The 20,780-nt window shown below is 42.1% G+C and carries 20 protein-coding genes; all 20 read left to right on the top strand.

The window, feature by feature from the left end:
* Positions 1 to 49: 49 nt before the first annotated feature.
* Entirely contained in the window at positions 50 to 3,145 is a 3,096-nt protein-coding gene (locus KX728_RS03170) for a pilus expression-regulating Snf2 family helicase (RefSeq protein ID WP_215804843.1), read from the top strand.
* A 47-nt stretch (positions 3,146 to 3,192) separates the two neighbouring features.
* On the top strand, positions 3,193 to 3,804 hold the full coding sequence (gene zapJ / locus KX728_RS03175; protein ID WP_000806744.1) for a divisome accessory protein ZapJ: 612 nt from the start codon (positions 3,193 to 3,195) through the stop codon (positions 3,802 to 3,804).
* An 11-nt stretch (positions 3,805 to 3,815) separates the two neighbouring features.
* A complete protein-coding gene (murC, locus tag KX728_RS03180) occupies positions 3,816 to 5,150 on the top strand; it encodes a UDP-N-acetylmuramate--L-alanine ligase (RefSeq protein WP_000048080.1) in 1,335 nt (444 codons plus the stop codon).
* A 9-nt stretch (positions 5,151 to 5,159) separates the two neighbouring features.
* Positions 5,160 to 5,627, top strand: coding sequence for a GNAT family N-acetyltransferase (locus tag KX728_RS03185; RefSeq protein ID WP_215804842.1), 468 nt, complete (start codon positions 5,160 to 5,162; stop codon positions 5,625 to 5,627).
* Complete coding sequence (locus tag KX728_RS03190) at positions 5,624 to 6,121, top strand: GNAT family N-acetyltransferase (protein WP_000702417.1); 498 nt, start codon at positions 5,624 to 5,626, stop codon at positions 6,119 to 6,121. The genes KX728_RS03185 and KX728_RS03190 overlap by 4 nt, the downstream gene beginning before the upstream one ends.
* A gap of 80 nt (positions 6,122 to 6,201) precedes the next feature.
* The gene (mltG, locus tag KX728_RS03195; protein ID WP_215804841.1) at positions 6,202 to 7,953 is read left to right on the top strand and encodes an endolytic transglycosylase MltG; all 1,752 of its coding nucleotides are present in this window, start codon (positions 6,202 to 6,204) and stop codon (positions 7,951 to 7,953) included.
* Between the two features lie 62 nt (positions 7,954 to 8,015).
* On the top strand, positions 8,016 to 8,498 hold the full coding sequence (gene greA, locus KX728_RS03200; RefSeq protein ID WP_000818765.1) for a transcription elongation factor GreA: 483 nt from the start codon (positions 8,016 to 8,018) through the stop codon (positions 8,496 to 8,498).
* A gap of 76 nt (positions 8,499 to 8,574) precedes the next feature.
* Positions 8,575 to 9,939, top strand: a complete 1,365-nt coding sequence (locus KX728_RS03205; protein ID WP_162284726.1) for an amino acid permease — start codon at positions 8,575 to 8,577, stop codon at positions 9,937 to 9,939.
* A 99-nt stretch (positions 9,940 to 10,038) separates the two neighbouring features.
* Positions 10,039 to 10,449 carry a GNAT family N-acetyltransferase gene (locus KX728_RS03210; protein WP_215804840.1) on the top strand — a complete coding sequence of 137 codons (411 nt, stop codon included), beginning with the start codon at positions 10,039 to 10,041 and terminating at the stop codon, positions 10,447 to 10,449.
* Positions 10,450 to 10,647: 198 nt separating this feature from the next.
* Positions 10,648 to 10,857 (top strand): helix-turn-helix transcriptional regulator, encoded by a 210-nt coding sequence (locus tag KX728_RS03215; protein ID WP_001107502.1) that lies wholly within the window; start codon positions 10,648 to 10,650, stop codon positions 10,855 to 10,857.
* Positions 10,847 to 11,335 (top strand): DUF6773 family protein, encoded by a 489-nt coding sequence (locus KX728_RS03220; RefSeq protein WP_000797158.1) that lies wholly within the window; start codon positions 10,847 to 10,849, stop codon positions 11,333 to 11,335. Before KX728_RS03215 ends, KX728_RS03220 begins: the two co-directional genes overlap by 11 nt.
* A gap of 116 nt (positions 11,336 to 11,451) precedes the next feature.
* Positions 11,452 to 12,912: a nicotinate phosphoribosyltransferase gene (locus KX728_RS03225; RefSeq protein ID WP_215804839.1), complete on the top strand. Its 1,461-nt coding sequence runs from the start codon at positions 11,452 to 11,454 to the stop codon at positions 12,910 to 12,912.
* Complete coding sequence (nadE, locus tag KX728_RS03230; protein WP_084939840.1) at positions 12,909 to 13,733, top strand: NAD(+) synthase; 825 nt, start codon at positions 12,909 to 12,911, stop codon at positions 13,731 to 13,733. The genes KX728_RS03225 and nadE overlap by 4 nt, the downstream gene beginning before the upstream one ends.
* A 496-nt stretch (positions 13,734 to 14,229) precedes the next feature.
* Positions 14,230 to 14,781, top strand: a complete 552-nt coding sequence (locus tag KX728_RS03235) for a GNAT family N-acetyltransferase (RefSeq protein WP_215804838.1) — start codon at positions 14,230 to 14,232, stop codon at positions 14,779 to 14,781.
* Positions 14,782 to 14,944: 163 nt separating this feature from the next.
* Positions 14,945 to 15,655 (top strand): thiol-disulfide oxidoreductase-associated membrane protein CcdA2, encoded by a 711-nt coding sequence (gene ccdA2 / locus KX728_RS03240; protein ID WP_084853362.1) that lies wholly within the window; start codon positions 14,945 to 14,947, stop codon positions 15,653 to 15,655.
* A gap of 13 nt (positions 15,656 to 15,668) precedes the next feature.
* Positions 15,669 to 16,232, top strand: coding sequence for a redoxin family protein (locus tag KX728_RS03245; protein ID WP_000759266.1), 564 nt, complete (start codon positions 15,669 to 15,671; stop codon positions 16,230 to 16,232).
* Between the two features lie 9 nt (positions 16,233 to 16,241).
* Positions 16,242 to 17,354: a peptide-methionine (R)-S-oxide reductase MsrB gene (gene msrB / locus KX728_RS03250; protein ID WP_215804837.1), complete on the top strand. Its 1,113-nt coding sequence runs from the start codon at positions 16,242 to 16,244 to the stop codon at positions 17,352 to 17,354.
* Between the two features lie 70 nt (positions 17,355 to 17,424).
* Positions 17,425 to 18,162, top strand: a complete 738-nt coding sequence (locus KX728_RS03255) for a response regulator transcription factor (protein ID WP_000222604.1) — start codon at positions 17,425 to 17,427, stop codon at positions 18,160 to 18,162.
* Positions 18,159 to 19,850 carry a cache domain-containing sensor histidine kinase gene (locus tag KX728_RS03260; protein ID WP_215804836.1) on the top strand — a complete coding sequence of 564 codons (1,692 nt, stop codon included), beginning with the start codon at positions 18,159 to 18,161 and terminating at the stop codon, positions 19,848 to 19,850. Before KX728_RS03255 ends, KX728_RS03260 begins: the two co-directional genes overlap by 4 nt.
* A gap of 109 nt (positions 19,851 to 19,959) precedes the next feature.
* On the top strand, positions 19,960 to 20,523 hold the full coding sequence (locus KX728_RS03265) for a TIGR01440 family protein (protein WP_215804835.1): 564 nt from the start codon (positions 19,960 to 19,962) through the stop codon (positions 20,521 to 20,523).
* Positions 20,524 to 20,780 lie beyond the last annotated feature (257 nt).

The following is a 20,780-nucleotide window of genomic DNA, read 5'->3' on the forward strand; positions in this document are numbered from 1 at the left end:
TCGTAGGGGAAAATGTGGTATAATGAAAAGATAAGATAAAGGGGTAACTATGGCTAAATTGATTCCGGGAAAGTTGCGCATGGAGGGGGTTGCACTCTATGAAACAGGCAACATTGAGATAATCAAGGAAAAAGGGAATCGCCTCTATACTCGTGTGGCGGGAGAAGACTTGCGCTACAGTTTAGAGGATGATCTGGTTTTTTGTGCTTGCGATTTTTTCCAAAAAAGAAGTTACTGTGTTCACCTCGCAGCGCTCGAGCATTATCTGAAGAATGATGAAGAAGGCCAGGTGATTTTACAAGCCTTAGAAAAAGGACATGAAGAGCAAGAAGAGGTCGAAACCAAGGTTAGTTTTGGCGGTAGTTTTTTGGAGTGTATCCAACCTCAGAAGAGAGAGAAAATCTACACTTTGTCGTCTCAAGGCCAGGTGGAAGCTGGAACCAATCGCCTCCTTTGGACTCTCCGAATCGGTTTAGCTGATAGTCAAAAATATTATGTCATTCGTGACATCCCTCTCTTTTTGAAGGTCTTAGTCCATCGAAAGCCATATATGATTGGGAAGCACTATGAAAATGACTTGTCTTGGGATGCTTTTGATACAGCTAGTCAAGAAGTTCTTACTTTTTTATGTGGCTTAATTGAGGAGGGACTGAGTCAAGACCTCTTTTTCCCCAATCAAGGTCGTCACCTCTTTTTCCCTCTGACCTTTTTTGAGCAGGGAGTGGAGTTGCTGATGAACTTGGAAGATTTTCATTTCGAACATCAGATTACTAGTTATGAAAATCTTCTCTTTCATGATTTAGATCCAGATGCAGAGATTTTCTCTTTTTCCGTGCAGGAGTATCCCGATTATTTTGAGATGGAAATTTCTGAGACTGACCGAGTTAACGTATTCTATGGGGGAGCGGTTCTCTTTCGTAAGGGGAATCTTTATCTCTTAAATCCTAAACAAATCAGCCTCCTAAAGGAAATAAAGGATCTCCCTCAGGAGGAAAGAGCGAGAAAATGCCTCCAGTTTGACAACAGTGATCGTGATCGTCTGGCCGCCTGTCTTCCTTTATTTGGACAGCTGGGTATAGTTTCTGCTCCTGAGCGCTTGCAAATCAGACCCTTTTCACCAATCTTTTACTTTGATAGGGAGGATGACGGCAGCATCCGTTTGGATATCCAATTTGACTATGGAGATGTTAAGGTGACTAGTCGTCAACAGCTGGAACAATTACCTTTTTCAAGTGATGCTGTCTTGGAAAACCAACTATTTCAAGTCTGTTTAGAGGCTGGTTTTGAGGCTGATTTTCAGTCTTGGAGACAGGCTTTGAAGCCAGAGGCAGTTTATTCTTTCTTTCACCGTACGATTCCAGCTTTTGAGAAGTTGGGTCAGGTTTTCTTGTCTGATGAGATGAATCAGCTCTACAGTGTCCAAGCTCCTCAGGTTCAGATTGAGTCCAAGGGAGGACTGTTGGAGATTCAGTTTGATTTCCAAGGGATTGCCCAAGAAGAGATTGATCAAGCTCTTAAAGCCCTGACCAGCAATCAGGATTTCTATATCAGTTCTTCTGATCAAGTGTACTTTTTTGATGAGGAAACCAAGCAGATTCGTCAAAATTTGCAGGAACTGGGGGTTGAGCTAAAAGATGGTTCTTTTCAAGCGCGAAAATCTCTGGCTTATAGCCTTTCTCAGCTTTTTGAAGGTCGAGACAGGATCTCCTTCTCGGAAGAATTTCAGCATTTAGCTCATGATTTGACCCATCCAGAGGACTTTCCTTTGGGAGATATACGGGTGCAGGCGAGTTTGAGAGACTATCAGGAAAAGGGTGTCCGTTGGCTCCAGATGCTTCATCACTATGGCTTTGGTGGCATCCTAGCCGATGATATGGGACTGGGAAAAACACTGCAAACTATTGCTTTTTTGACCAGTCAGGTGACAGAAGATAGTCGGGTCTTGATTTTGGCTCCGTCAGGTTTAATCTACAATTGGGCAGATGAATTCAGGAAATTTGCCCCACAGTTGGATTTGGCTGTCGTTCATGGTTTGAAAGCGAATCGAGAAGCGATTCTTTCTGAAAATCACCAAATCTATGTGACTAGCTATGCAACCTTTCGTCAAGACAGCGAGCTTTATCAAGAGATGGCTTTTGATTTTCTCTTCTTAGATGAGGCCCAGGTCATGAAAAATGCCCAGACTAAGATTGCTCAGAGTTTGCGCCAGTTTGTGGTGCCAGCAGTCTTTGCTTTGTCGGGTACGCCCATCGAAAATCATTTAGGAGAGTTGTGGTCTATCTTCCAAATTGTGCTACCGGGGCTCTTACCAAGTAAAAAGGAGTTTATGAAATTACCGGCTGACCGAGTCGCGCAGTTTATCAAGCCTTTCGTCATGAGGCGTAAGAAAGAAGAAGTTCTTACAGAACTGCCTGATCTGATCGAAGTCGTCTATAAAAATGAACTGGAAGACCAACAGAAGGCCATCTATCTCGCCCAGTTGCAACAGATGCGAGACCGCCTAGCGCAAGTGACAGATCAAGAATTCCAAAGAAGTCGGGTAGAAATCTTATCTGGTCTCATGCGATTGCGCCAGATCTGCGATACGCCTGCCCTCTTCATGGACGATTACCAGGGAGCCAGTGGTAAACTCGATAGTCTCCGAGATTTATTGCTACAAGTGGCTGATGGTGGGCATCGGGTCTTGATTTTCTCCCAGTTCAAAGGAATGTTGGAAAAAATCGAGAAAGAACTCCCAGACTTGGGCTTGACCTCCTTCAAAATCACAGGTTCAACTCCTGCTCATGACAGACAGGAGATGACTAAGGCCTTTAACCAAGGGGAAAGAGATGCCTTTCTCATCTCCCTTAAGGCGGGTGGTGTTGGTCTCAATCTAACGGGAGCTGATACGGTCATTTTAGTTGACCTTTGGTGGAATCCCGCTGTCGAAGCCCAGGCTATCGGAAGAGCTCACCGCATGGGGCAGGAGCAGATGGTCGAGGTCTATCGTTTGATTACCAAGGGGACCATTGAAGAAAAAATCCAAGAACTTCAAGAACAAAAGAAACATTTGGTTTCCCAAGTTTTAGATGGTACGGAGTCGCGTGCGAGTCTCAGTCTGGCAGAAATTCGTGAAATTTTGGGAATTTCTGAAGCCAGCACTTGAAAAATCAAGACAATACGCTATAATGAAGTGTTGAAAGGAAATACAAAATGAAACAAGATCGATTTCCATTGGTGTCAGATGATGAGATCATGCTGACCAAAATGCCAGTCATGGACTTGTACGATGAGTCAGACTTTATTAGCAATATCAAAGGTGATTACCGCGATAAGAACTATTTGGAATGGTCTCCTATCAATGAGGAAGAAACCGTAGTTTCTCCAGTGATTAACAAGGAGTCAAAGCCAAGTCCAGAACCTAAAAAAGTTGAAAAGACTTATGCAGAGTTGGCTCGAGAAGAGGCGCGTGCGGACTTGAAGAAGAAACGTTCAGCCAAGTATTTGACTCAGGATGTTAGTCATACCAGACGACACAATGGTTCAACACTTGTTCGTCAAGGAAACCAACCAACAGCACCATTTCAAAAGGAAAATCCTGGTGAGTTTGCCAAATTTAGCAAAAACTTGAGCCAGTCTCACTATATCTTAGCTGAGGAGGTTGGCCAAGTGGCGAATCCAACTCCGAAAAACCAAACGGAAAAAGCTAAAAAGAACAACTACGATTTTCTAAAGAAGAGTCAAATCTATAATAAAAAGAATAAGCAAACAGAACAGGAACGTCAGGTTGCCCAAGAGTTGAATCTGACAAGAATTACTGAGTAGGGGAGAAAAGCATGTCAAAAACATATCATTTTATTGGAATCAAGGGATCAGGGATGAGTGCCCTAGCCTTGATGTTGCACCAAATGGGACACAAGGTTCAAGGTTCAGACGTTGAAAAATACTACTTTACTCAACGTGGTCTAGAGCAGGCAGGGATTGCCATTCTTCCTTTTGATGAAAAGAACCTACAAGGTGATGTGGAGATTATCGCTGGGAATGCCTTCCGTCCAGATAACAACGTTGAAATAGCCTATGCAGATCAAAATGGTATCAGCTACAAACGTTACCACGAATTCCTAGGTAGCTTTATGCGCGACTTTGTCAGCATGGGAGTGGCAGGAGCACATGGAAAAACTTCAACGACAGGTATGCTGTCACATGTCTTGTCTCACATCACAGACACCAGTTTTTTGATTGGAGACGGGACAGGTCGCGGTTCAGCCAATGCCAAATATTTTGTCTTTGAATCAGACGAATATGAGCGTCATTTCATGCCTTACCACCCAGAATACTCTATCATCACCAACATTGACTTTGACCATCCAGACTACTTTACAAGTCTAGAGGACGTTTTCAATGCCTTTAACGACTATGCCAAACAAATTACCAAAGGTTTGTTTGTATATGGTGAAGATCCTGAGTTGCGTAAGATCACAGCCAATGCGCCAATCTATTACTATGGGTTTGAAGCTGAGGGCAATGACTTTGTAGCTAGCGATCTTCTTCGTTCTACGACTGGTTCTACATTCACCGTTCATTTCCGTGGTCAAGAGTTGGGTCAATTCCACATTCCAACCTTTGGTCGTCACAATATTATGAATGCGACAGCTGTTATTGGTCTTCTTTACACAGCTGGTTTTGATTTGAACTTGGTCCGTGAACACTTGAAAACCTTTGCAGGTGTTAAGCGTCGTTTCACTGAGAAAATTGTCAATGATACAGTGATTATTGATGACTTTGCCCACCATCCAACAGAAATCATTGCGACCTTGGATGCGGCTCGTCAAAAATACCCAAGCAAGGAAATCGTGGCAATCTTCCAACCACATACTTTTACAAGAACCATTGCCTTGTTGGACGAATTTGCCCATGCATTGAATCAAGCAGACGCCGTCTACCTAGCGCAAATCTATGGATCAGCTCGTGAAGTGGACCATGGTGATGTCAAAGTAGAAGACTTAGCCAATAAGATCAACAAGAAACACCAGGTTATCACTGTTGAAAATGTTTCACCACTCCTAGACCATGACAATGCTGTTTACGTCTTTATGGGTGCAGGAGACATCCAAACCTATGAATATTCATTTGAACGTCTCTTGTCTAACTTGACAAGCAACGTCCAATAAGGAAAACAGATGGAAATTCCAATCACAATAAGGCAAGCTACCTTATCAGATTTAGAAGAAATATTGGCTATTGAAGAAGCCAATTCTTCATTAGAAGAGGCATTTAGCCACCAATCATTAGAAGAGAGTATCCGCAAGACTGCGGGTACCTTTCTTGTAGCTGGGGATGAAAATCAGCTCCTAGGCTATGTTTTAGGAGAAGCTCAGTATCTTCATCCCAAGTGGATAGAAATAAAATCATTGACCATTCATCCTGACCATTGGGGACAGGGGTTGGGAACTCTTCTTCTTGCGGCCTTGAAACAGGTGACAGTCGAACTAGATTACCAAGGTATTCTTTTACAAAGTCCTGATGAACTACTATCATATTTTGAAATGAATGGCTTTGTTGAAGAAGAAGTGACAGAAAGTCATCATGGCAGTGGTTCTGAATGGTATCTGACTTGGGCTAATCCCTTTTATCAGGAGGAAATATGAAAATCAGACAAGCAAGATTTTCGGATTTAGATCGGATTATAGAGATAGAGCTGGAGAATTTTTCACTGGAGGAAGCCATTCCTCGTTCGGTCTTTGAGGCCCATTTGCAGGAAATTCAGACCAGTTTTCTGGTAGCTGAAAAAGAGGGGAATATTCTTGGTTATATCGAAGGTCCAGTCGTCCCACACCGCCATCTACATGATCAGTCATTTACAGAAGAAATAAAAGACTATAGCCATCAACCTGGAGGTTATATTTCTGTGACTTGCCTATCTATTGCCAAGGAAGCACAAGCTTTGGGAGTGGGGAAAAGACTATTAAGGGCTTTGAAAGAAGTCGCTTTAGAACATGAGCGAGAGGGCATTAATCTGACATGTCATGATTACCTTATCGCCTATTATGAAAAGCACGGCTTTGTTAATGAAGGAATATCCCAGTCAAACTTTGCTGGGGAAACATGGTATGATATGGTCTGGCAGCCTGAAAATCAATAAAACTAGCTAGGGAATGCCCTAGTTGGTTGCTTTTCTACGACTTTTAAGATATAATATTATGGATTGTCAACAAGGAGGTAATGCTTTTGACTGAAAAATCAAGAGAAGAAGAAAAATTAAGCTTTAAAGAGCAGATTCTACGTGATTTAGAAAGAGTAAAAGAACAAGATAGAAGAGAGAAAGAAGTAGAGATTCCAAATCTGACGGCTTCATCATCTCAAGCTAGTTCAGCAACTCCTTCAGATCTTGAACCAGAAACATCAACAGAAGAGTTGATGGCTGATTCCCTGTCTGTTGTCGATAAAATTCTAAAGAATGCACCAAGTGTTCCTCCACTTTCAAGTGCTAGAACTGATGAAACGGATGACCAAGAAGAGAAAGAGATTAGACAGCCAATCATCGACAAGATTGAAGTTGTAGAATCTGAAGAACCTCTAGTAGAGCCGATTCATCTGGCTGAAGAACCTGTAGTGGAACCCGTTCAACCTAAGGTAGAACCAGTTGAGCTTAAACCCGAAGAAAAAGAATTTAACGATACTCCGACTAAGGTTGCCGTAACCTATAAAACAGAAGACAAGAAAGAGGAAATCACTCCAGGAATGCCTGAAAGAGTTGAGCCTGTTTCTACAGAATCTAGCGGTGGATTAGCTGATGCTCCACGTCGTAGTCGTCGTCAAGGTGCAACATCAACTAAGAAAAAGAATAAATCAAAAGCTAAAGGTTGCCTAGTAACAGTTCTAGTTCTCCTAGTACTCGTTACAGTTGGTGGTTACTTTGGTTATGGTTACGTTCAAGATTCCTTGAAACCTGTGGATGCAAGCTCTAAGGATTACGTAACGGTTCAAATCCCAGACGGTGCAAATGTTCAAGAAATTGGAAGCACCTTGGAAAAATCTGGTTTGGTTAAACATGGACTGATCTTTAGCCTTTATGCTAAATACTATAGCCATGCTAACTTGAAGTCAGGTTATTACAACTTGAAGAAGAGTATGAGTACGGATGAGTTGATTCAAGAATTGCAAAAAGGTGGGACTCCTGAAGCTCAGGCACCTGTTCTTGCAAACTTGACCATTCCAGAAGGCTATACATTAGAGCAAATCGCTCAAACAGTAGGACAACTTCAAGGTGAATTTAAAGAACCTCTTACTGCGGATGCTTTCTTGGCAAAAGCTCAAGATGAGACCTTTATCTCACAATTAGTAGCCAAGTATCCAAACCTACTTGGAAGTCTTCCAACAAAAGACAGTGGCGTTCGTTATCGTCTTGAAGGCTACCTTTTCCCAGCAACCTATACGATCAAAGACAGCACAACTGTTGAAAGTTTGATTGATGACATGGTAGCTGCTATGGATAAGGCTATGTCACCATATTACGCTACGATCAAAGAAAAGAATCTGACAGTTAATGAATTGCTCAGCATTGCTTCTCTTGTCGAAAAAGAAGGTGCTAAGACGGAAGATCGCAAGAAAATCGCAGGTGTCTTCTATAACCGCTTGAATGCTGGTATGCCACTTCAAAGTAATATCGCTATCCTATATGCTCAAGGAAAACTTGGTCAAAAGATTAGTTTAGCAGATGACGCTGGAATTGATACAACGATTGATTCACCATACAATGTTTACACACACCTTGGCCTCATGCCTGGACCGGTTGATAGCCCAAGTTCGGATGCGATTGAAGCAAGTGTAAACCAGACAAAGAGTGAGTACTTGTACTTTGTAGCAAATGTTGAAGATGGTAAAGTATACTTTGCAACAACAAAAGAAGAACATGATCAAAACGTTGCAGAGCATATCAATAGCAAGTTACCTCAAGCAAGTAGTTCAAACTAAAATTATGTGGTTTTCCACATAATTTTGTTTTAAAAAAGTAAATAGAAAAGAAAGTTAAAAAAATGGCAGAAAAAACTTACCCAATGACCCTTGAAGAAAAGGAAAAACTAGAAAAAGAATTAGAGGAGTTGAAACTCGTTCGACGTCCCGAAGTCGTAGAGCGTATCAAGATTGCTCGCTCCTATGGAGACCTTTCAGAAAATAGTGAGTATGAAGCAGCGAAAGATGAACAAGCTTTTGTTGAAGGACAAATTTCAAGTCTAGAAACAAAAATTCGTTATGCTGAAATTGTTAATAGCGATGCAGTTGCCCAAGATGAGGTAGCAATCGGTAAAACAGTAACAATCCAAGAAGTCGGTGAAGACGAAGAAGAGGTCTACATCATCGTTGGTTCTGCAGGTGCAGATGCTTTTGCTGGTAAAGTCTCAAATGAAAGTCCGATTGGCCGTGCTTTGATTGGCAAGAAGACTGGCGATACTGCAACGATTGAAACACCAGTTGGTAGCTATGATGTCAAAATCTTAAAGGTTGAAAAAACAGCTTAAATAGAATGAAAAAGGAGTAGTGAAGGCCTTGCCTTGCTCAACTCCTTTTTGGTTTTTTGGATAAAAAGGAGACTATATGAGTGAAAATAAGAAGAAAAATAAAATGGAGCGTGGTTTAACCAATCGCCATGTTCAGGTGATGGCCATTGCGGGAACAATCGGAACCGGACTTTTCCTAGGTGCTGGTCGCTCTATCAGCCTTACAGGACCTTCTATCATCCTGATTTATATGATCACAGGAGCCTTTATGTTTTTGATGATGAGGGCTGTTGGAGAGATGCTGTATCAGGATCCGGAACAACATACCTTTATCAACTTTATCACCCGTCATTTGGGGAAAGGCTGGGGATATTTCTCAGTTTGGTCTTATTGGTTATCAGTTGTCTTTATCGGTATGGCAGAAATCACTGCCATCTCAGACTATGTCCGCTTCTGGTTTCCCACATGGCCTAGCTGGATGATTCAGCTTGTCTTTTTAACGATTTTGGCTTTGGTCAATCTGATTGCAGTTAAGCTCTTTGGCGAAGTCGAGTTTTGGTTTGCTATGGTCAAGATTGTGGCGATTTTAGCCATGATTGCCACTGGGGTATTTATGGTTTTGACAGGCTTTAAGACACCGCATGGTGTTGCAAGCTTGGCAAATATCAGCGACCAGTTCTCTCTTTTTCCAAACGGAGTTATGAACTTTGTCATGGCCTTTCAAATGGTATTTTTTGCCTATCTGATGATTGAGTTTATCGGGGTAACAACTTCTGAAACAAAGAACCCTCGTCAGGTCTTGCCCAAAGCTGTTAAGGAAATTCCTCTCAGAATTATCTTCTTCTACGGGGGAGCTCTCATTGCGATTATGGCCATTATTCCTTGGTCTTATCTTAATTCTTCAGATTCTCCATTTGTAACGGTCTTTGAACTGGCGGGGATCAAGTGGGCGGCGGCTCTAATCAACTTTGTTGTCTTGACATCAGCGGCGTCTGCTCTTAACTCAACTCTCTACTCAACAGGGAGACACTTATATCAGATTGCCCATGATTCGCCAAATCGTTTCTTAAAGGCCATCAAGGTCGATACCCTTTCTCGCCACAATGTACCTCAAAATGCCATCATCGCCTCAGCGATCTTGATTGCTCTGGCTGCCTTTATCAACGTGCTACCAGGTGTTTCAGATGCCTTTGCTTTGATCACCGCATCCTCATCAGGTGTTTACATCGCGATTTATATCTTGATTATGGTGGCTCATCTCAAATACCGCAAGTCACAAGACTTCATGGCTGATGGCTACCTTATGCCTCAGTATCGCTTGCTTAATCCCCTAACCATTCTCTTTTTTGTCTTTGTTTTTGTGACTCTCTTTTTGCAAGAGTCCACTTTTATGGGGGCAGTAGGTTCTGCTATCTGGATCCTTGTTTTTGGGATTTATAGTCAGTGGAAATTTAGAAAATAAATCATGAACTCATCAACTCTGTTTGGTGAGTTTTTCTAGTTTGACAGTCCATCGAAATAAGACTATAATCAAGCTGTAGTAGTTTATTGGGAGGTTTGGATGTACATTAGATTGGAAAATAGGGAATCGCATAAAGCGCAGGAAATAGGGGATTTGATTCGTGCTTATAATCGTTCCAAAAGAGAAGTGGCTGAAAGCGAGCCACTGAACCTTTATCTCGAAGACGAAAAGGGCAATCTCATGGCAGGATTAGTAGCTGAGACTTTCGGAAATTGGTTGGAAATCGAATATTTGTTTGTGAGAGAGGAATTACGGGGACAAGGAATTGGCTCAAAACTATTACAGCGAGCAGAAAATGAAGCTAAGAATCGAAACTGTCGTTTTGCTTTTGTAAATACTTACCAGTTTCAAGCGCCAGATTTTTATCTAAGTCATGGTTACAAGGAAGTTTTTACCTTGCAAGACTATCCCTACACAGGACAAAGATACTATTACCAAAAAGATTTGTGACCTAGACTTCTATCCTTTGAAGAGGAACTTAGCTAAGTATCAAAAAAGAACGAATACTCTTTATCATGTAAAATGGTAGAGAGTTTTTTTGTTAATAAAATCTTACAAAATGACATTTATATATTGCATTAAGTTAGATATATGGTATAATGTTTTTAAAAGAAGCGCAACTTTTTAAAAATGTGAAGGAGGACGCTAGTGGCTAAAAATTTAAAATTAAAATTAGCTCGGGTAGAGCGTGATTTAACACAAGGGGATTTGGCAGAGGCTGTGGGTGTTACTAGGCAGACTATAGGCTTGATAGAAGCAGGGAAATATAATCCTAGTCTCTCCCTTTGCCAGTCAATTTGCAGATGCTTAGGAAAAACATTAGATCAATTATTTTGGGAGGAAGAAGATGAAAAATAGATTTTTTTATTATCAATTACTAGACGAAAGAGAAGAACAACTGATGAATAAAGCGGGGGCTGAAAGTTTCTATATCTCTATAGCTTTCTTGCTTTTATCTTATATGATTACAGTATTAGCACCAAGTCTTTTTAATCCGATAATGATTCTCATCATTATCATTATTGGAACTTCTTACTTTTTCGGCCGTGCTCGAGATTTGGGTGTGAACTACTATAGTCGTTTTCATTTTACGATTGGAGGGTGTTTGCTGGTAACTCTCGCTATTACGACTCTTTTGATGTTGCAGAATTATCAATTCAATATCGAAATTTATCAGCACAATCCTCTGAACCTTAAATATTTGTCTGCTTGGGTTATTACTTATCTGATTTACCTTCCTTGGGTTTTTATCGGCAATCTTGGGCTTAAAAGTTATGGCGAATGGGCTCAAAAAAAGTTTGAGCAAGATATGGATGAACTGGAGAATGGAGAATAGCTTGTTAGCTTTTTATCAATCTCAGTAAAATGTGTTATAATAGTACTAATTTATCGGATGGTGTGAAAGTGGTAGAATACGTTCATACCTTTGTAAAGTAGGAAGAAGGAAAACAGATGTATCCAGATGATAGTTTGACATTGCACACGGACTTGTACCAGATTAACATGATGCAAGTTTACTTTGACCAAGGAATTCACAATAAAAAGGCGGTCTTTGAAGTTTATTTCCGTCAGCAACCTTTTCAGAACGGTTATGCAGTTTTTGCTGGTTTGGAAAGAATTGTACATTATCTTAAAGACTTGCGCTTTTCAGATAGCGATATTGCCTACTTGGAGTCGCTTGGCTATCATGGGGCATTCTTAGACTACCTCCGCAATCTCAAGTTGGAGTTGACGGTTCGTTCTGCCCAGGAAGGGGACTTGGTTTTTGCTAATGAGCCAATTGTTCAAGTTGAAGGCCCTCTAGCCCAATGCCAGTTGGTCGAAACGGCTCTCTTGAACATCGTTAACTTTCAAACCTTGATAGCGACCAAGGCAGCACGTATTCGTTCGGTTATCGAAGATGAACCCTTGATGGAGTTCGGGACACGTCGTGCACAAGAAATGGATGCAGCTATCTGGGGAACACGCGCAGCTGTGATTGGTGGCGCTAATGGAACCAGCAATGTGCGTGCCGGGAAGCTCTTTGGTATTCCAGTCTTGGGGACTCATGCCCATGCCTTGGTACAGGTTTATAGAAACGACTATGAAGCCTTCAAGGCCTATGCTTCAACCCATCGTGACTGTGTCTTTCTAGTAGATACTTATGATACGTTGCGTATCGGTGTGCCAGCTGCCATTCAGGTAGCGAGTGAGTTGGGTGATAAGATCAATTTTAAAGGCGTTCGTATCGACTCTGGGGATATTGCCTACATTTCCAAGAAAGTTCGCCAACAGTTAGATGAGGCTGGATATCCAGATGCCAAAATTTACGCTTCCAATGACCTCGATGAAAATACCATCCTTAACCTCAAAATGCAACACGCTAAGATTGACGTTTGGGGGGTGGGTACCAAGCTGATTACAGCCTATGATCAGCCAGCTCTTGGGGCAGTTTATAAGATTGTAGCTATCGAAGATGAGAATGGTCGTATGCGCAATACCATCAAACTGTCTAATAATGCTGAAAAAGTATCGACCCCAGGTAAGAAGCAGGTATGGCGCATTACCAGCCGTGAAAAAGGCAAGTCAGAAGGGGACTACATTACTTATGATGGTGTGGATGTGAGTGACATGACAGAAATCAAGATGTTCCATCCGACTTATACCTACATCAAAAAGACCGTTCGTAATTTTGATGCCGTTCCTCTCTTGGTGGATATTTTCAAAGAAGGAACATTAGTCTACAACCTGCCTAGTTTGACTGAGATTCAGGATTATGCCCGTAAGGAATTTGACAAGCTATGGGATGAATACAAGCGCGTGCTCAATCCGCAACATTACCCAGTAGATTTGGCCCGTGATATTTGGCAAGATAAGATGGACTTGATTGATAAGATGCGCAAAGAAGCCCTTGGTGAAGGAGAAGAAGAATGAGTTTGCAAGAGACCATTATCCAGCAACTGGGCGTCAAACCAGTGATTGATGCCCAGGAAGAAATTCGTCGTTCCATTGACTTCTTAAAGAGATACTTGAAAAAACACCCCTTCCTTAAAACCTTTGTACTAGGGATTTCTGGAGGACAAGACTCAACCTTGGCAGGGCGCTTGGCGCAATTAGCTATGGAAGAAATGCGAGCAGAGACAGGAGATGACAGCTACCAATTTATTGCTGTCCGCCTGCCATATGGCGTGCAAGCAGATGAGGCAGATGCTCAAAAAGCTCTTGCTTTCATCCAGCCAGATGTCAGTCTAGTTGTAAATATCAAGGAATCAGCTGATGCCATGACAGCTGCAGTTGAAGCGACAGGAAGTCCTGTTTCAGACTTTAACAAGGGCAATATTAAGGCTCGTAGTCGTATGATTGCCCAATATGCCCTTGCGGGTGCCCATAGCGGAGCGGTCATTGGAACAGACCATGCTGCGGAAAATATCACAGGCTTTTTTACCAAGTTTGGTGACGGTGGTGCAGACATTCTCCCACTTTATCGCCTCAATAAACGCCAAGGGAAACAACTCTTGAAGGAACTTGGTGCAGACCCAGCCCTTTATGAAAAGATCCCAACAGCAGATTTGGAAGAAGACAAACCTGGACTTGCAGACGAAGTAGCCTTGGGAGTCACTTACAATGAAATTGATGACTACCTTGAAGGCAAAACCATCAGTCCAGAAGCCCAAGCAACTATCGAAAACTGGTGGCACAAAGGCCAACACAAACGCCACCTACCAATCACCGTATTTGATGACTTTTGGGAGTAAAAAGGTCCTGTGGACCTTTTTACCCTGAGCCTAGAAATGGGAAAGCGAAGAAGGTCCGGGGGACCTTTTTAGCTTCTTGCCTTGAAACTCGAGAGCAAGAATAACCTCCAGTGGAGGTTTTTACCCTGAGCCTAGAAATGAGAAAGCGAAGAAGGTCCGGGGGACCTTTTTAGCACGAGTCTAGAAACAGGAAAACGAGGCAGATTCGGTAACTCGTAGTGTTCGATTTTCCTTGTCTCACCCCCGCAACGATGACTAGGTTTGAAAAAGCTTGGTAAAGCGCATTTCAAACCAGACAGCGACTGCGTCAAGGGATTAGGTAAAACACTTGTTTCCTAGCTATTACTGAGTATAGTCTTTTTACCCTGAGCCTAGAAATGAGAAAGCGAAGAAGGTCCGGGGGACCTTTTAAGCCCGAGTCTAGAAACGGGAAAACGAGGAAGGCCCGGGGGACTTTTTTAGCTTGAGCCTTAAGCTTAGAAAGCGAGGTAACGTTATGAAAGCAATCGGTACGCAAATATTACAGACAGAACGTTTGATTTTGAGAAGATTTGTGGAGAGTGATGCGGAAGCCATGTTTCAAAATTGGGCTTCGTCTGCTGAGAATCTGGCCTATGTCACCTGGGATCCTCATCCTGATGTTGAGGTGACTCGGAACTCGATTCAAAATTGGGTTGCATCCTATACTAATCCCAACTATTACAAATGGGCCATTTGTCTCAAAGAGAACCCAGAGCATGTGATAGGAGATATCAGCATCATTGAAATGCACGAGGAAGATTTAAGTTGTGAAATTGGGTATGTTTTAGGAAAAAACTTTTGGGGCCGAGGTATGATGACAGAGGCCTTGAAAGCTGTGTTAGATTTTTGTTTTACTCAAGCAGGCTTTCAAAAAGTCAGAGCTCGTTACGCTAGTCTCAATCTAGCTTCAGGCCGTGTTATGGAAAAAGCGGGAATGTCTTATCTAAAAACCATTGCCAATGGTGTGGAGAGAAAAGACTACGTTGCGGACCTTATTTATTACCAGATAAGTAGGGAGGACAGGTGATTCTCTTTTCTGTTTCTACCAAAGTCAGACCTTGTCTGGCTTTTTTTGTGCCAGATTTCTAAATAAGCTGATTAAATTCCTATTTTTCCCTATCATTGTCCCTGTTTTTTCTGGAGTTTTGGGGATATAATAGACCTATCAAATCAAAGAATGGAGGAAGGCAATGGACAATGTAATCTTTTTTATTAGTGTTTTTCTTGCTGGAATTCTTTCCTTCTTTTCTCCTTGTATTTTACCCTTGTTGCCAGTCTATGCAGGAGTCTTATTGGATGATAAGAATGATGCTCAGGCTTCTAGCGGAAAATTTTCAATCTCAGTTGTAAGTTTATTGCGAACTCTGGCCTTTATAGCGGGGATTTCCTTTGTTTTTATCTTACTGGGTTATGGAGCTGGTTTTTTAGGCAATTTGCTGTATGCTTCTTGGTTTCAGTATGTGACGGGTGCGATTATCATTCTCTTGGGCTTGCACCAGATGGAAGTCTTACATTTGCAGGGACTCTACAAGGAAAGAAGGCTACAATTAAAGAGACAAGGGCAAAAGGGTAACGGCTATAGTCAGGCATTTTTACTGGGGTTAACCTTTAGTTTTGCTTGGACGCCATGTGTGGGGCCGGTTCTGGGGTCTGTTTTGGCCTTGGCGGCTTCAGGTGGTTCAGGAGCTTGGCAGGGTGCTGGTCTCATGTTGATTTACACGCTGGGTTTGGCGCTACCATTTTTGGTTCTAGCTCTTGCTTCCAGCTATGTTTTGAAACATTTCCGAAAACTCCATCCTTATCTCGGAACCTTCAAAAAAGTGGGTGGTTTTCTCATTATCGTGATGGGAATCTTGGTGCTTTTGGGAAATGCTTCCATTTTGACTACATTATTTGAATAGAGAGGAAAAAGAAATGAAAAAATGGCAAACATGTCTCCTTGGAGTAGGCTCAATTTGTTGCTTGGCAGCCTGTTCGGCTAAAAACATGTCAGACGAGTCTACTATGAGGGAGCAATCCAAAACAGAACAAGTTAGTTCGAAAACTGCGACTAAAGGTCAGGAAGTCGCTGATTTTGAACTGACAGGTGTAGATGGCAAGACCTATCGTTTGTCTGATTACAAGGGCAAGAAAGTCTATCTCAAATTTTGGGCTTCTTGGTGTTCCATCTGTCTAGCCAGCCTTCCAGATACGGATGAAATTGCTAAAGAAGCTGGTGATGACTATGTGGTCTTGACAGTGGTGTCTCCTGGACACAAGGGGGAACAAGCAGAAGCGGACTTTAAGAATTGGTACAAGGGCTTGGATTATAAAAATTTTCCAGTTTTAATTGATCCATCAGGTAAACTCTTGGAAAGTTATGGTGTCCGTTCTTATCCGACTCAAGCCTTTATAGACAAGGAAGGCAAGCTGGTCAAAACGCAACCAGGTTTTATGGATAAGGATATGATTTTAAAAGAATTGAAAGAAATGGGGTAGAGAAAGGCTATGAATGATAAAGTAAAACTTTTTGTCTTGGCAGGGGTCATTCTCCTAGCCCTAACCGGTTTCTATTTTCTATTGATGCGAAATGCAGGGCAGACAGATAGCTCGCAAATTGAGAAAGCATCAGTTAGCCAAGGAGGAAAAACAGTGAAAAAAACAGAAGTGAGTAAAGACGCAGACTTGCACGAAATTTATCTAGCTGGGGGATGTTTCTGGGGAGTGGAGGAATACTTCTCACGCGTTCCCGGAGTGACAGATGCCGTTTCTGGCTATGCAAACGGTAGAGGGGAAACAACCAAGTACGAATTGATTAATCAAACAGGCCATGCAGAGACTGTCCATATCACCTATGATGCCAATCAAATTTCCCTCAAGGAAATTCTGCTTCATTACTTCCGCATCATTAATCCAACCAGCAAAAATAAACAAGGAAATGATGTGGGGACTCAGTATCGTACCGGCGTATATTACACAGATGACAAGGATTTGGAACTAATCAACCAAGTCTTTGATGAAGTTGCTAAGAAATACGACCAACCTCTGGCAGTTGAAAAGGAAAATTTGAAGAATTTTGTGGTGGCGGAGGATTATCACCAAGACTACCTCAAGAAAAATCCAAATGGCTACTGTCATATCAATGTTAATCAGGCTGCCTATCCCGTCATTGATGCTAGCAAATATCCTAAACCAAGTGATGAGGAATTGAAAAAGACCTTGTCGCCTGAGGAGTATGCCGTTACCCAGAAAAATCAAACAGAACGAGCTTTTTCAAACCGTTACTGGGATAAATTTGAATCTGGTATCTATGTGGATGTGGCAACTGGCGAACCTCTCTTTTCATCAAAGGACAAGTTTGAGTCTGGTTGTGGCTGGCCTAGTTTCACCCAACCAATTAGTCCAGATGTTGTCACCTACAAGGAAGATAAGTCCTACAATATGACGCGTATGGAAGTGAGAAGCCGAGTTGGAGATTCTCACCTTGGCCATGTCTTTACAGATGGGCCTCAGGACAAGGGTGGCTTGCGCTACTGTATCAATAGTCTTTCTATCCGATTTATTCCCAAAGACCAAATGGAAGAAAAAGGCTATGCCTATTTACTAGATTATGTCGATTAAGAAGTCTTTCCTAAGCAGTTAGTGGAGAATTTTGCTATACTGATACTAGTAAGTGGTAAAGGAGCAGAGCATGACCTACACAATCTTAATCGTAGAAGATGAGTATCTGGTAAGACAAGGCTTGACCAAGTTGGTCAATGTGGCAGCCTACGATATGGAAATCATCGGTCAGGCTGAAAATGGAAGACAGGCTTGGGACTTGATTCAAAAGCAGGTGCCAGATATCATTTTAACTGATATCAATATGCCTCAGCTAAATGGCATCCAGTTGGCCAGTCTGGTCCGAGAAACCTATCCTCAGGTGCATCTGGTATTTTTGACGGGTTACGATGATTTTGATTATGCCTTGTCTGCTGTCAAACTCGGTGTAGATGATTACCTGCTCAAACCCTTTTCTCGTCAGGATATTGAGGAAATGTTGGGGAAAATCAAGCAAAAACTAGACAAGGAAGAAAAAGAAGAGCAGTTACAAGATTTATTAACCGATAAGTTTGAGGGAAATATTGCTCAGAAAATCCAGTCCCATCTAGCTGACAGTCAGTTTAGTTTGAAGTCTTTGGCCAGTGACTTGGGCTTTAGTCCGACTTATTTGAGTTCCTTGATTAAGAAAGAGTTGGGCCTGCCTTTTCAGGATTACCTGGTGAGAGAGCGTGTCAAACAGGCCAAGCTCTTGCTTCTGACTACGGATTTAAAGATTTATGAGATAGCCGAAAAGGTTGGTTTTGAAGATATGAACTATTTTACCCAACGTTTTAAACAGATTGCAGGTGTGACACCTCGTCAGTTTAAGAAAGGGGAAGGCCGATGAAGCGTTCTTCTCTCTTAGTCAGAATGGTTATTTCCATCTTTCTGGTCTTTCTCATTCTACTAGCTGTTGTTGGGACTTTCTACTATCAATCTAGTTCATCAGCCATTGAGGCCACTATTGAGGGTAATAGCCAAACGACCATTAGCCAAACTAGCCACTTTATTCATTCTTATATCAAAAAATTAGAAACCACCTCTACCAGTTTGACCCAGCAGGCAGATGTCTTAGCCTATGCTGAGAATCCTAACCAAGTCCAAGCCAAGGGAATCAGAGATCTGTTTTTGACTATCTTAAAGGCAGACCAGGACTTGAAAACGGTGGTACTGGTCACCAAATCCGGTCAGGTTATTTCTACAGATGATAGTGTGCAGATGAAAACTTCCTCAGATATGATGGCTGAGGATTGGTACCAAAAGGCTATTCATCAGGGAGCTAAGCCAGTTTTAACCCCAGCTCGTAAATCAGATAGTCAATGGGTCATTTCTGTCACTCAGGAACTTGTCGATACAAAGGGGGCCAATCTTGGCGTGCTTCGATTAGACATTTCCTACGAAACTCTGGAAGCCTATCTCAACCAGCTCCAGTTGGGCCAGCAGGGCTTTGCCTTTATCATCAATGAAAACCATGAATTTGTCTACCATCCTAAACGTACTGTCTATAGCTCAGCGAGTGAAATGGAGGCCATGAAACCCTACATCGAGACGGGGCAGGGATATACGCTGTATCACCAATCCTACGTCAGTCAGGAAAAGATTGCAGGTACTGATTGGACGGTTATAGGTGTGTCTTCGCTGGAGAAGTTAGACCAGGTTCGGAGTCAGCTCTTGTGGACCTTGCTTGCTGCTAGTGCCTTATCTCTTCTTGCCTGTCTCTGCTTGGTGTGGTTCAGTCTCAAACGCTGGATTGCCCCTTTGAAGGATCTGAGAGAAACCATGCTGGAAATTGCTTCTGGTACACAAAATCTTCGAGCCAAAGAAGCTGGCGCCTATGAACTGAGAGAAGTGACTCGCCAGTTTAATGCCATGCTGGATCAGATTGATCAGTTGATGGCAGATGTGCGCAGGCAGGAAGAAGCAACCCGGCAGTATGAACTTCAAGCACTGTCGAGCCAGATTAACCCCCATTTCCTCTATAATACTTTGGACACTATCATCTGGATGGCTGAATTTCAGGATAGTCAGCGAGTGGTTCAGGTGACCAAGTCTTTGGCAACCTATTTCCGCTTGGCGCTCAATCAAGGCAAGGATTTGATTTCTCTTTCTGATGAAATCAATCATGTCCGCCAGTATCTCTTTATCCAGAAACAACGCTATGGTGATAAGCTGGAGTATGAGATTGATGAAGATCCTGCTTTTGGTAACCTAGTCTTGCCCAAGCTGGTGTTACAACCTCTTGTAGAAAATGCTCTTTACCATGGTATTAAGGAGAAGGAAGGTCAGGGCCATATTAAAGTCTCTGTTCAGAAAAAGGATACAGGGCTTGTCATCCGCATTGAGGATGATGGTGTTGGTTTCCAAGCTACTAGCGATAGTAGTCAAAGTCAGCTCAAACGTGGAGGAGTTGGTTTGCAAAACGTTGATCAACGCCTCAAACTTCATTTTGGAGACAATTACCAGATGAAGATCAATTCTGTACCTTCAAAAGGGACGACGGTTGAAATATACATTAATAAAATAGAAATAAGTTAGCTCCCAGTCAATTCTGGGAGTTTTACTTTTAAAAATCAGAATGATTAGTTGTCCTTGATAAAATCAGTAAAAAAAGATATGATAGATAGTGATAAAAGAGGTATCAAGTATGAAGGAAAAAGACATTCAAAGAGCAACAAGCCAGATTGTAGAAGATGTAATAGAAAAGGCTAATTTGAAGCAAGGAGCCATCTTTGTTTTGGGTCTTTCTTCTAGTGAGGTGATAGGTGGTCAGATTGGCAAGGAATCCAGTCAAGAAATTGGGGAAATCATTGTGAAGACCATCCTAGATATCCTAGAGGGAAAAGGAATTCATCTAGCTGTTCAAGGTTGTGAACATGTCAATCGAGCCCTCGTCGTTGAACGTCAGGTGGCAGAGCAGTTTGGTCTTGAAATCGTCAGTGTCCTTCCTACACTTCATGCAGGAGGTTCGGGTCAGTTGGCAGCCTTCAAGTTTATGCGGGATCCAGTTGAGGTTGAATTTATCAAGGCCCATGCTGGATTGGATATCGGAGATACTGCGATTGGCATGCATGTCAAGCATGTTCAGGTTCCGATTCGCCCTCTTTTGAGGGAAATTGGGCATGCCCATGTAACGGCTCTAGCTAGTCGTCCCAAACTAATCGGAGGTGCGCGTGCGCAGTATCCACAAGATTCTATCAGAAAGTCGTGAAATTATTCTGTAGTAAAAGAAGAAAAGCAAAAGACAGAGGAAACAATGGTATAGATACCATGACTTCCTCTGTTCTTTTTGTTGGATTTTTGTTGTAAAGTGCTCCAAATAAGACCAGTTTTTACAAGAAGAAGGGACGCCATCTGATGGAAAATTGCCAAAAGTAGAAAAAGTAAGGTAGAGAATTTTTTTCGTTATGTAAATCAGTCAACAAAGCTGGATTTAGCTGTTCTAGGTCGGCTTTTTTGTGCTATACT

It is taken from the genome of Streptococcus oralis, from assembly GCF_019334565.1.
GTDB lineage: Bacteria > Bacillota > Bacilli > Lactobacillales > Streptococcaceae > Streptococcus > Streptococcus oralis_CR.